Annotated in this window: 2 protein-coding genes; both read left to right on the top strand. The window is 73.3% G+C overall.

What is annotated here, in order from left to right; translation table 11 throughout:
- Positions 1 to 31: 31 nt before the first annotated feature.
- On the top strand, positions 32 to 1,342 hold the full coding sequence (locus AC07NB_RS15575) for a hypothetical protein (RefSeq protein WP_494572087.1): 1,311 nt from the start codon (positions 32 to 34) through the stop codon (positions 1,340 to 1,342).
- 119 nt (positions 1,343 to 1,461) lie between these two features.
- The gene (locus AC07NB_RS15570; RefSeq protein WP_494572088.1) at positions 1,462 to 14,181 is read left to right on the top strand and encodes a hypothetical protein; all 12,720 of its coding nucleotides are present in this window, start codon (positions 1,462 to 1,464) and stop codon (positions 14,179 to 14,181) included.
- Positions 14,182 to 14,237: the final 56 nt, after the last annotated feature.

The following is a 14,237-nucleotide window of genomic DNA, read 5'->3' as shown; positions in this document are numbered from 1 at the left end:
TCCGCGCCGGACCTGCATGCGCGGAGCCCTCATGAAGCGACTGGCCAGACTGATCGGAGCCCTGATGCTGGCGGTCCCGTCGGCGGCGTGCGCCCAGACTGTCGCCCTGCAAGCCCGGTCACCCCTGACGGCCGGTGAGCAGACGCCGATCGCCTGCCCGGCGTCGGTGGGGCGCGAGGTCCGGTGCCTGTCTGGCCGGGACGTCAACGGCGCCTGGTACATCATCGCCATGCCGACGGCGTGGAACCACGAGCTGATCGTCCACGCCCACGGCGGTCCGCGCACCGGCGATCCTGAAGCCCCGGACTCCCTGGAGGACCTGGACCGGTTTTCGGTGATGGTGAAGCAGGGCTATGCCTGGATCGGATCGACCTACCGCCGGGGCGGCTACGGCGTGCGCATGGCCGCCGAGGACGCGGACAACAGCCGCAAGATATTCTGGGACCAGTTCGGACGCCCTGCGCGCACCATCCTGCATGGCCAGTCATGGGGCGGCAACGTCGCGGCCAAGGCGGCGGAGCTGTACGGCAAGGACGAGACCGGCCGGCTGAACTACGACGGCGTGCTGCTGACCAACGGCGTGCTGATGGGCGGCACGCGGGCCTATCAGTTCCGGGCCGACCTGCGGGCGGTCTACCAGTTCTATTGCGGCAACCACCCCTCGCGGCAGGACGGCGCCTATCCGGTGTGGCAGGGGCTGCCGGCCAACGCCACGATGACCCGGGCCGAGCTGCGCCGCCGGATCGTGGAGTGCACCGGGGTGGGCCTGTCCCAGCGCGACCGCCGTGCGGACCAGACGCGCCGCCTGCGCGATATTCTGGCGGTCACCGGCGTCGAGGAAGACGAACTCGTCGCCCACATGAACTGGGCCACCTTCCTGTTCCAGGAACTGGTGCAGAAGCGGCTGGGCGGGCTGAATCCGTTCGACAACAGCCGCACGGTCTACAGCGGCTCTTCCGACGACGCCGCCCTGAACGCGGGCGTCGAGCGGTTCACGGCGGATCCGCGAGCGGTGGCGCAATTGGCCTATGACGCCGACCTGTCCGGCCTGATCGTCGCCCCGACCGTGAGCATCCACGCCCGCCACGACCCGACCGTCACCTGGCAGGCCGAAGCGATGTACGCCGAGACGGTCGCGCGGGCGGGCCGGTCGGACCTGCTGGCGCAGGCGCTGACCGACGAAGACCAGCACAGCAAGCTGGAGGACGGCGGCTATCTGACCGCCCTGACCGCGCTCGAAGGCTGGATCGACACCGGCGTGAAGCCCGATCCCGCGGGCTTCCAGCAACGTTGTCTGACGCTGGCGGCCGCCTCGTCCTGCCGATTTGTCGCAATCCCCTGAGTAAGGTTAACTGTTCTACCTAGAAGCGAAACGCCTTGTGCACATTTGCGTGCTAGGTGTTTCTACGGGGTGGATAACCAGGGGTTAAGGTTATGGGGCGTTCCGTGAGGGCGAACCGGTTGGCGCGTGTCGCGCTGCTGGTGGATCAGCTGGCCGGCAATCTTGACCCGGAACGCATTCCGGTTCGGTCCCGACAGGCTTCGATCGCCGAGCTGGACAGCCTGTGCGAACTGCTGGCCGGACATCCTGACGATATCGACGGCCTGCTGCGCGCCTCGCTGCAGCGCCTCTGCGCGCGCATGGCGCTGGCGAGCGAGACCCGGCGTCCCCGCGTCGGCGACACGATCCGCAACCGCCGCCTGGCCCGCAACCTGCGCCGCATCGCCGCCCTCGTCGCCGCCGGCGCCGCCTTCTGGCCCATGGCCGCGGCCGCCGCGACGGACGTGCCGCCGGTCAGCGCCCCGGTCATCGTCAGCCCGCTGTCGATCGCGGTCGGCGACACCATCGTGCATCCGGTCACCGGCCTGAACGTCACCGTCACCGCCGTGGTCCCCAACGGGGTGATCGTGACCGGCGACCAGTTCATCCTGACCACCATCACCGTCGGCGCGCACCTTCCGAGTCCCGCCAACCCCGCGGTGACCTCGGCCATTGCGTCCCAGACCACGGTCTCGGGCCGGGTCGTCTCGGTGACGCTGGCCAACGGCGAGGTCGTCAACACGGTCACGACGCTGAGCACCAATCCCGGCGGCGGGCCCGCCGGCCCGCTGCCGGTCCCCACCGGCGCGGGCGACAACAACGCCTACACCGACGTGCGTCAGGCTGCGGGCGGGAGCGGCGGACGGGACGGCGCCCTGTTCGTTTCGGCCAACTCGGGCGGCGCCGGCTCGCGCGGCGCCGACATCACGGTCGATGTGACGGCCGCGCATGGCAATATCAGCACCGCGTCCAACGGTCGTCCCGGCATCATCGTGGCCAGCGTGGGCGGCAACGGCGGCTCGGGCGGCGACGGCTACCTGGGCGCCAGCGGCGCCTCGGGCGGGCGGGGCGGCGAGGGCGGCAACGTCAACCTGACCTCGCACGTCGGAACCATCTCGACCTCGGGCAACGGCTCGCACGGCGTCATGGCCCAGAGCCGGGCGGGCGTCGGCGGCGCCGGCGGTTCAGGCTACGGCTTCTCCACCGGCGGGTCGGGCGGCAGCGGCAGCGCGGGCGGCAGCGCGACCGTCACCAATTACAGCAACATCACCACCAGCGGCGTCGCCTCGCACGGCGTCTACGCCCAGTCGCTGGGCGGCGGCGCGGGCAGCGGCGGCGGCAGCTACGGCCTGTTCGGCAGCGGCGGCTCGGGCAACACCGGCGGCCACGGCGGCGCGGCGGAAGCGATCAACTACGGCCGTATCACCACCACGGGCGACGGCTCTTCCGGCGTGACGGCCCGGAGCATCGGCGGCATCGGCGGCGACGCCGGGAACGCCGGGGGTCTGGTGACCTTCAGCTCGGACGGGGCGGCGGGCGGCAACGGCGGCACGGCGATCGTGCGCGCCCAGACGGGGTCCGAGGTCTATACGTCGGGCCGGGCCTCCTACGGTCTGTTCGCCCAGTCGATCGGCGGCGGCGGCGGCGAAGGCGGCTTCAGCGTCGGCCTGGGCACGATCGGATCAGGCGGCGGCACGGGCGGCAACGGACAGATCGCCCAGGTCTTCGCCCAGAACGGCACCTTCATCACCACCACCGGCGAGGCTTCGCACGGCATCTTCGCCCAGTCGATCGGCGGCGGCGGCGGCAACGGCGGCGTCAGCGGCGCCCTGGTCGTGGCCGTCGGCTCGCGCGGCGCCAGCGGCGGCACGGGCGGCAACGTCACCGTGGACAGCGGCGCGGTCATCTCCGTCGGCAGCAGCACCGATACGACGGGGCTGGTCGGGCGCGACGCGCGCGGCATCTTCGCCCAGTCGATCGGCGGCGGCGGCGGCAATGCGCTGGGAACCGGGGCCGTGGTCGCCCTGGGCGGCTCGGGCGGCGGCGCCGGCGGCGCCGGAACGGTCACCGTGACCACCACGAGCGCGAGTGAAATCACCACCTGGGGCCGCGGCGGCGACGGCATCTTCGCCCAATCGGTGGGCGGCGGCGGCGGCACCGGATCCACCAGCGGCGGCGTGGCCGCGCTGGGCGGCTCGGGGGGCGTCGGCGGCAACGGCAACGTCGTGACCGTCAACAACGACGGCCGGATCACCACTCACGGCGGCTTCGCGCGTGGCGTCTTCGCCCAGTCGGTGGGCGGCGGCGGCGGCGCGGGCGGCGACGGCGGCGGTCTGGTCACCCTGGGCGGCAGCGGCACCTCGGCCAGCACCGGCGCGGCGGTGACCGTCACCAACAACGGCGCTGTCGAAACCTTCGGCGCCCGGTCGCACGCCCTGCAGGTCCAGTCGGTGGGCGGCGGCGGCGGCGACGGCGGATCGGCGGGCGGGGTGTTCCTGACCATCGGCGGCAGCGCCGGGGCCGGGGCCCTGTCCGGTCTGGTGACCGTCAACAATTCCAATAACCTGACCACCCACGGCGACGACGCGCACGGCGTCTTCGCCCAGTCGGTGGGCGGCGGCGGCGGCAACGGCGGCATCTCCAACTCGGTCAGCGCCTTCGCCGGCGTGGCCATCGGCGGCACGGGCGGCACGGGCGCCCTCGGCGGCGATGTCGACGTCAACTTCTTCAACCGCACCGTCACCGTCGGCGGCGTCACCCAGTCGGTGTCGCCGGTCATCTACACTACGGGCGACCGGTCCCGCGGCGTCTTCGCCCAGTCGGTGGGCGGCGGCGGCGGTTCGGGCGGCTTCGCGACCCAGACCTCGTTCGGCTACGCGATCGGCGCCAGCGCGGCGGTCGGCGGCAACGGCGGCACGGGCGGTCACGGCGGCCATGTGATGGTCGACGGCGACGTCACCATCATCACCGACGGCGACTACGCCGAAGGTCTGTTCGCCCAGTCGGTGGGCGGCGGCGGCGGTTCGGGCGGCTTCGCTCTGTCGATGGCCTTCTCGGGCGGCGAGACGATTTCGGGAGCCTTCGCCCTGGCCCTGGGCGGCTCAGGCGCCGCGGGCGGTCTGGGCGGCGAGGTCGACGTCAACTCGGGCGGCGCGATCCAGACGGACGGTCAGTTCTCGACCGGGCTTGTGGCCCAGTCGGTCGGCGGCGGCGGCGGCACGGGCGGCTGGACCGTGGCCGTGAGCGGCTCCGGCGCGGGCGGGGTCTCGGGCTCGGTCTCGGTCGGCGTCGGCGGTTCGGGCGGCGTCGGCGGGAACGGCGGCGTCGTCGACGCGACCTTCGACGGGACGATTCTGACTCGCGGCGACGACGCGGGCGGCGCGCTGATCCAGTCGGTCGGCGGCGGCGGCGGCGGCGGCGGCTTCAACGTTTCGGCGGCGGTCACGGCCGCGGGCACGGCGTCCTTCGGCGCTTCCGCGGGCGTCGGCGGTTCGGGCGGTTCGGGCGGCATCGGCGGCGCGGTGACCGGCCATATCCGCGATGGGGTCGAAACCTTCGGCGACCGGTCGGTCGGGGTGACCGTCCAGTCGGTCGGCGGCGGCGGCGGTTCGGGCGGCTTCAATGTCGCGGGCTCCATCGGCGCGGCGGGCACCTTCGGCGGCGGCCTGTCCATCGGTCTGGGCGGCTCGGGCGGCGGCGGCGGCAACGCCGGGACCGTGACCGGCAGCGCGGACACCATCTGGACCCATGGCGACCAGTCCGGCGGCCTGCTGGTCCAGTCGGTCGGCGGCGGCGGCGGCTCGGGCGGCTTCAACGTCAGCGGCTCCATCGGCGGCGGCGGCACCTTCGGGGGCGCGGGCGCCTTCGGCCTGGGCGGCGCGGGCGGTTCGGGCGGCGACGGCATGGCCGTGATCGGCGACGCCTTCGGCCAGGTCTATACGCAGGGCGACCAGTCGGCCGGCGTGGTCATCCAGTCGCTGGGCGGCGGCGGCGGTTCGGGCGGCTTCAATGTCGCCGGCACGATCGGCGGCGGCGGCAGCTATGCGGGCGCGGTCTCGGTCGGCCTGGGCGGCGCGGGCGGCGGCGGCGGTCACGCCGGCACGGTGGACGCCACGGCGGTGGGCATTCGCACCGAGGGCGACCAGTCGGCCGGCTTCCTGGCGCAGTCGGTCGGCGGCGGCGGCGGCGCGGGCGGCTTCAACGTCTCGGGCAATATCGTCGGTTCGGGCGGCGGCGGGATCGGCCTGTCGGTCGGCCTGGGCGGCGCGGGCGGCACGGGCGGCAACGCGGTCCGCGTGACCGCGACGGTCAATGGCGACGTCACCACCCTGGGCGCGCAATCCGACGCCATCGTGGCCCAGAGCCTGGGCGGCGGCGGCGGCGCGGGCGCCTTCAACATCTCGGGCGGCATCTCGGCCAACGCCCAGATTTCGGGCGCGATCAACGTCGGCGTCGGCGGTTCGGGCGGCGGCGGCGGCAACGCCGGCCACACGACCCTGAACGTGACGGGGACGACCCAGACCGCCGGACGCGACAGCGACGGTATCCTGGCGCAGTCGGTCGGCGGTGGCGGCGGCTCGGGCGGCTTCAACGTCTCGGCGGGCATCGCGGTGGCGGCGAACGGCGCCGGCACCGTCGGCGTGGGCGTCGGCGGGCAGGGCGGCATCGGCGGCGACGGCGGGGCCGTGACCCTGAACGTCAACGTCGGCGTGGCCGATCCGAACGACGATCTGAGGGCGGTCCTGACCCTCGGCGACTTCTCGCGCGGCGTCACCGCCCAGAGCCTGGGCGGCGGCGGCGGCAACGGCGGCTTCAACATCACCGGCGGCATCGGCGTGGCCAAGGACGGGGCCGGCAACATCGGCGTCGGCGTGGGCGGCGGCGGCGGCCTGGGCGGCGACGGCGAGGTGGTCACGGCCACCATCAACGGCGACATCGAGACGCACGGTCACGACGCCTCGGCCCTGCTGGTCCAGTCGGTCGGCGGCGGCGGCGGGTCTGGCGGCTTCAACATCACCGGCGGCATCGCGGGCTCCAAGACGATAGCCGGCAACATTCTGGTCGGCGTGGGCGGCTTCGGCGGCGGCGGCGGCTTCGCGCGTGACGTCACCACCACCTTCACAGGCGATATCCTGACGCTGGGCGACCGCTCGTTCGGCGCGAGCATCCAGAGCATCGGCGGCGGCGGCGGAGCCGGCGGCTTCAACGTCACCGGCGGCGTCAGCCTGTCGATCGACAGCGGCGGCGGCGCGGGCGTGCTGGGCGTGGGCGTCGGCGGCTTCGGCGGGTCCGGCGGTCATGCAGGCAATGTGAACGCGACGCTGACCGGCGACATCATCACCGGCGGGGACGAGGCCCACGGGGCCCTGATCCAGTCGGTCGGCGGCGGCGGCGGCGCGGGCGGCTTCAACGTCACGGGCGGTTTCAGCGCCAGCCAGGGCGTCAACGGCGTGATCGGCGTCGGCCTGGGCGGCTTCGGCGGCGGCGGCGGCTACGCCGGAATCGTGACCGCGGCCCTGACGGGCGACGTCAACACCCTGGGACGCGGCTCCTACGGCGCCCTGATCCAGTCGGTCGGCGGCGGCGGCGGCTCGGGCGGCATGAACATCACCGGCCAGGTGGCCATCAGCGCCGGCAACAGCGCGGCGGTCGCCGCGGGCTTCGGCCTGGGCGGCTTCGGCGGCCTGGGCGGCTACAGCGACGTGGTCACCGCTTCTGTCATCGGCGACTACCAGACCGAGGGCGATGAGGCTGACGGCGTGACCGTCCAGTCACTGGGCGGCGGCGGCGGCGCGGGCGGACTGAACGTCAACGGTTCGATCGCCCTGGGCCTCGGCACGGCGGGCACCGTGGGCATCGGCATCGGCGGCTTCGGCGGCGGCGGCGGCAATTCCGAATCCGTCACCCTGGTCCGGACCGGCGACACCTTCACCAGCGGCGCCAACTCGGACGGCGTGATCGTCCAGAGCGTCGGCGGCGGCGGCGGTTCGGGCGGCCTGAACGTCACCGGCGGCATCGCCGGGACGACGCGGGGCACGGCGGGCGGCTTCGGCTTCGGCCTGGGCGGCTTCGGCGGCGGCGGCGGCACGGCGCAGGGCGCCTCCGCCACCATCACCGGCAATGTCATCGCCAACGGCGTGGGCACGGACATCGTCCATGCCCCGATCGACCTGTCGGGCATCTTCCCGGGTCTGAACTTCACGATTCCGGGCTATCGCGAACGGTCGAACGGCTCGCACGGCGTGCTGGTCCAGTCGGTCGGCGGCGGCGGCGGCCAGGGCGGCCTGAACGTCACCGGCCAGATCAGCCTGACGGTCCCCGGCGCCGGCGGCGGCACCAGCCGCACGGCGGCGCTCGGCATCGGCGGCTTCGGCGGCGGGGGCGGCGACGCGGGCGAGGTCGAGCTGACCATCCGGGCGCCGGGCGCGAACCGGGTGCAGGTCGTCTCGGTCGGCGACGACCGGATCGCTGTGGGCGCCCAGTCCATCGGCGGCGGCGGCGGCGCGGGCGGCATCAACGTCTCCGGCGGCATCTCGATGGACGGCCAGCTGGTCGCCGGTATCGGCGGCTTCGGCGGCGGCGGCGGCTTCGGCATGGGCGTGACGGCGGACATCGACGCCGACGTCTTCGCCAGCGGCGTGAACTCGCGCGGCCTGCTGATCCAGTCGGTCGGCGGCGGCGGCGGCGCGGGCGGGATCAACATCTCGGGCGGCTTCACCTCTGACCCCTCGACGACCGAGCCTTCGCTGGTCTTCGGCCTGGGCGGTTTCGGCGGCGCGGGCAACATCAGCGGCGACGTCACCGTGGTCCAGAACGGCCAGGTCATGGTCGAGGGCACGAATTCGACCGGAATCCTGGTGCAGAGCGTCGCCGGCGGCGGCGGCGCGGGCGCCCTGAACGTGGCGGCCAACATCTCGCTGGCGGGCGGCGAAAGCCGGACCAACGGGTTCGCCTTCGCGGCAGGCATGGGCGGCAACGGCGGCGCGGGCGCCGACGCGGGCGACGTGGACCTGACCTCGAACGGCGATGTGCTGGTCAACGCCCGGCTGGAGCTGGACCCGGTGACCGGGCTGAACCGGTTCGTGGCGGTCGATTACGCCGGCGGCTCGATGGGCGTGGTGGCCCAGTCGATCGGCGGCGGCGGCGGTGTCGGCGGCATCAACGCGGTCGGCGCCATCGCGCCGAGCGGCCAGCCGGTGGCTGTCGGCATCGGCGGATCGGGCGGCGCGGGCGGTCACGGCGGCGACGTCACCGTGGTCCGCGGCTACCAGGGCGGCCTGGGCGGCGTGGCGGATCCTCATCTGATCCGCACCTTCGGCGACGGCTCGACCGGCCTGCTGGCCCAGTCGGTCGGCGGCGGCGGCGGCGCGGCCCAGATCAACATGGCCCTGGCCCTGACCAACCGTACGCCCAGCCAGAACGCGGCCATGGCGGCCACGGTCGCCATCGGCGGCAACGGCGGCGACGCGGGCGACGGCGGCATTGTCGAGGTCATCCATGCGGGCAACATCTTCACCACCGGCTCGGGCGCGGACGGCCTGCACGCCCAGTCGCTGGGCGGCGGCGGCGGCAGCTCGTTCCTGAACCTCAGCCTCGGCCTGATGCGCAACGCCAACTCGGTCAGCTTCGCCTTGGGCGGACGCGGCGGCGCGGCGGGCATCGGCCAGGCGGTCACCGTCGACCACACGGGCAATATCGGCACCGAGGGCTACAACTCCTCGGGCATCCGGGCCCAGTCCATCGGCGGCGGCGGCGGCAACGCCTCGTTCGACCTGGCGATGGGTCCGCTGTCGCGCAACAACATGAACCTGGTGATCGGCCGCCTGGGCGGCACCGGCGGCGACGGCGGCCACGTCACCGTCACCGCGGACGGCGCCATCGAGACCAACGGCAGGCTGTCGTCGGGCATCCTGGCCCAGTCGATCGGCGGCGGCGGCGGCTCCAGCGGTTCGTTCACGATCGGCGCGGCGCACACCAGCGGCACGGGCCAGCAAGCCGAAGGCTACAGCGCCGGCCTGTCGGTCGGCCTGGAAGGCGGCTCCGGCGCGACCGGCAATGCGGTGGATGTGTTCAACCACGCCCAGATCGTCACGCGTCAGGACGACTCGCGCGGCATCCTGGCCCAGTCGGTCGGCGGCGGCGGCGGTGTCGGCGGCACGGGGGCGAACGCCATCGTGCGCGCCGCGGGCGCGGCCGCCGTCGGCATCGGCGGCACGGGCGGCACGGGCGGTCAGGCCGGCGTCGTCACGGTCACCAACGACGACCGCATCGCCACCTATGGCGCGAACTCCGACGGCATCCTGGCGCAGTCGATCGGCGGCGGCGGCGGCGTGGGCGGTCACGCCCGCACCCTGGCCTTCCAGGTCGGGGGCTCGCCCGGCGCGGCCACCAGCAACACCGTGTCGGTCAATGTCGGCGGCAGCGGCGGCACGGGCGGCTTCGGCGACCTGGTCGACGTCACCAACACCGGCGTCATCACCACCGAGGGCGTGAACGCCAACGGCATCCGCGCCCAGTCCATCGGCGGCGGCGGCGGCATCGGCGGCGCGGCGATCACCGCCCGCCTGCAGGGCTCGCGCAACAGCAACGACCTGACGGTCTCCGTCGGCGGGTCCGGCGGCGCGGGCGGCTACGGCGGCGTCGTCAAGGTGCTGAACGAGGGCGCGATCTGGACCACCGGCCGCGACGCGGCGGGGATCAGCGCCAACAGCATCGGCGGCGGCGGCGGCGACGGCGGGCTGGTGCTCGACGTGGTGGCCGGCTTCACCACCACAGAGCAGGTCACGCACCGTCTGGCCGTCCTGATCGGCGGCACGGGCGGCTCCGGCGGCACGGGCGGCGACGTCACCGTCATCAACCGTCCGACGGCGGCGGCCGGCACGGGCCTGATCATCACCGAAGGCGACGGCGCCTACGGCATCTTCGCCCAGTCGCTGGGCGGCGGCGGCGGCAACGGCTCGTCCATCCTGTCGCTGACCGGCATGCGTTCGGGCGCCGACAGCGGGACCTTCACCTTCAGCTATGGCGGCACGGGCGGGTCGGGCAACTCCGCCGGCACGGTCATCGTGGACAACGCCGGGGTCATCGACACGGCCGGCGACGGCGCCCACGGCATCTTCGCCCAGTCGCTGGGCGGCGGGGGCGGCAACGGCGGCATGGCCATCGCCGGCAACCTGATCATCGGCGCCTCGGGCAACGCCCCTCTGATCACCATCGGCGGCTTCGGCGGATCCGGCGGCGACGGCGGCGCGGTCACGGTGACCAACAGCGGTTCGATCACCACCCGCGGCGCGGGCGCCCACGGCATCCAGGCCCAGTCGATCGGCGGGGGCGGCGGCAACGCCAACCTCGGCTTCTCGCTGACGGCCGAGCCGGGCAGCCTGGTCATCGGCAACGCCCTGTCGGCCCTGATCGGCGGCGTCTTCGGCGGCGGCGCGGGCGGGGTCGGCGGTTCGGTCACCGTCAACCACAGCGGCGATATCACCGTGCTGGGCGCCGGCTCCATGGCCATCAACGCCGAGAGCATCAACGGCGGCGGCGGCACCCTGGCGCTCGACTTCTCGGGCGTCACCGGCCTGCCGGGCGTGCCCTTCGTCGGATCCGGCACGCCGCCGCCCGCGGCGGCCCCCCTGGTGGCGGCCCGCGCGGGCGCCGACGGGGCCAGCGGCATGAACGCCGGTTCGGTCACCGTGAACACCAGCGGCGCCTTCGGCGTCGGCGGCGATCACGGCGTGGGCGCCTTCATGCAGTCGGTCGGCGGCGGCGGCGGCACGGTCAATCTGTCGGCCACCCTGGCCGCGCTGAACGATCCGACCGTGATCCTGCCGGCGGCGCCCCTGGCGTTCCAGATCGACCTGGGCGGCATCGACGGCGTCGACAACAGGGGCGGCGACATCCTGGGCGGCCACTCGGGCAGCCTGACCACCGTGGGCGAGGCCGCCCCCGGCGCCCTGTTCCAGAGCATCGGCGGCGGCGGCGGGCGCGGCATCATGGATCTGACCGCTCCGGCGGGGACCCTGCTGGGCGACGTTTCCGTCACCCTCGGCGCGGTCAACAGCCAGACCTCGGACGGCGGCGCCGTCAACCGCACCCAGGTCGGCCGGATCGGCACCTCGGGCGACCTGTCGGCGGGAGCGATCCTGCAGTCGATCGGCGGCGGCGGCGGCTTCGCCACCGTGGTCGTCAGCGGCGCGGGCTCGGCCAACGGGGCCCCGGCGCTTCCGGCCGCTCCGGCGCCGGAAGTGATGCCGGCCCTGTCGACCAAGAACAGCGGCCCGGTCCCGGCGACCCAGCCCGGCGTCTCGTCCAAGGTCAGCCCCGTCGTCGTGGCGGGCGGACCGCAGGTCCAACCGAGCCTGACGGAGAAGGACGACGTCCTGACCCCGATGGTCCAGCCGGTGATCCTCGATCCGCTGGCCGCGCCGGGCGATACGGTCGTCACCGTCAGCCTGGGCGCTTCGGGCGGCCTCGGAAACGACGGCGGCGCGATCAACTCGAACTTCAGCGGCGGGGGCATCAGCCTGGGCGATCATTCGCCCCTGCTGGTCGTGCAGTCGATCGGAGCGGGCGGCGGCGTCACCCTGATGAGCGGCGTCAACGCGCCGATCGTCAATCTGGGCGGAACCTTGGGCGCGACCGGGAACGGCGGCTCCATCGACCTGATCCACAGCGGCGACCTGCAGACCACCGGCGCCGGCTCGCACGGCATGCTGCTGCAGTCCATCGGCGGCGGCGGCGGCGCGGTGTTCGGCTCCTTCGACAACGCCACGGTGAACCTGAACGTCGCCAACAGCGGCAACGGCGGCGTCATCGGCCTGAACCACACCGGCAATATCGTGGTCATGGGCGACGGAGCCCATGGCGTCATCGCCCAGAGCCTGGGCGGCGGCGGCGGCTGGATCGACGGGGTCTTCGCCGGCACGGCCGGCGGCGCGGGCGCGGGCGGCGCGATCAACCTCGACGTCTCGGGCGTGGTCTTCGCTCCGGGCGAGGATTCGATCGGCGTCTTCGCCCAGAGCCTGGGCGGCACGGGGGCGGGGAACATCACCGTCCTGTCGGACAACATGGTCCGGGGCGGCACGGGCGCCGGCGTCGGCGTCCGCCTGTCGGGCGGCGCGTCCAACCTGATCCGTACCTCGGGCTCGGTCTCGGCTGTCTCGGGCCTGGCGATCGACACGGGCGCGGGCGATGATCGGGTTGAGAACACCGGCGCGATCTTCGGCAACATCGACCTGGGGTCGGGGACCAACGCGGTGCTGAACGGCGCGGGCGGCACCTTCCTGGCCTTCAACACCATCGACCTGCAGGACGGTCCGGGCAGCAGCGGCGTGTTCACCAACGCCGGCGACTTCGTGATGGGGCTCAGCGCCTCGCGGACCCCGATCAACCTGGCCGGCGGGGCGACGTTCGGCGATCTGGACGCCGAGGGCGATCCATCGACCAACCTCTATTACGGAGCGCGGGTGATCAACACGGTCGCGCTGGACGGCGACTACGTCCAGACGGGAACCGGCCATCTGGTCTTCGATGTCGCCTACGGCCCCTATGCCTCGGACCGGGTCAACGCGACCGGCGACGCCACCGTCGACGGCACGGGCGAGGTGGTCCTGACCTGGCTGGAGAACTCCAACCGCGTCACCCTGTTCGCCACCGGCGGCGTGGGCGTCGATAACGGCCTGGAGATCGAGGACACGCTGGCGATGGACTACCGGATCGAGGCGGACGCCGACGGCGTGCACCTCGCGTTCAACACCCATTTCGGCCAGGACTTCCTGAACCGGAACGGGCGGGCCCTCGGCTACCACATGGACTCGGCCATCGCCGCCGGCGGGTCGTCGGGCATCGGCCAGCTGATGGCCCTGATCGGCAATCTCCAGGTCGGCGACGAGGATGCTTACCGCTACATCTTCAACGAGTTGAACCCGGAACCTCTGCTGGCTCCGACGGTGACGCAGTTCAGCGCTTCGCGTGATTTCGCCGACCAGATCTTCAACTGCGGTTCGGACATCGCCCCGGCGAGCGACCGGTGCGTCTGGGCGCAGATCGAAACGAGCGAGTTCGAACGCGAGGGCGACAGCGAGTTCTTCGGCATCACCGCCGACGCGGCCGCCCGCTTCCGCACCGGCTTCGAACAGCCGATCGGGCAGGGCTGGGTGGTGGGCGGAGCCCTGGGCTACGACGACCTGGGCCACAACTTCGTGGACAACGGCCGGGCCGTGTTCGAGGGCGACGGCTTCCACGGCGGCCTCGGCCTGCGCCAGACCGCGCCGGACGGCGGCCAGATGGGCGTGTCGATCAGCGCCGGCTGGCAGGCCGTCGAGACGACGCGCCTGAGCAACGTCTTCCAGCCGCTGAAGGGCGAGTCGAACAACGACACCGGCTATCTGCGGATGGACGCCGAGGTGGCTCACATCTTCGGCGCCGGCGCCTTCTATGCCCGCCCGGCCCTGCGGGGATCGGTGACGGCCCTGTACCGCGACGGCTTCGTCGAAGAGGGCATGGCCGGCCTGGGCGTCGAGGGCTTCGCGGACACCGAGGTGATCGGCGCCCTGAACCCCGAGGTCGCCTTCGGCTTCCGTTCGGACTACGGGCAGTCGTCCAGCACTTCGGCCGTCCTCACCGTGGGCCGGGTCTTCCATTCGGAAGACGAACTCGTGGCTCCGATGCGTCTGCTGGGCTCCAATCCGGATGCGGCGCCGGCCTTCATCACCACGCCGATCGACGAGCAGGCGTGGCGGGTCGGGGCCGACGTCCGGTTCGGGAACGACGACGGCCTGTCGCTGCGCCTGAACTACGTCGGCGAGTTCGGCGACAAGATCGAAAGCCACACCGCGGGCGTGAATGTGCGCCTGAAGTTCTAAAGCGTCGCCGGCGCGTCTGTCCGTCATTGACGGGCGCGCCGGAGTTGCCGACGAAG

The sequence above is a fragment of the Brevundimonas sp. GW821-FHT09G01 genome, assembly GCF_059416065.1.
This window is presented reverse-complemented; position numbering and strand designations above follow the sequence as displayed.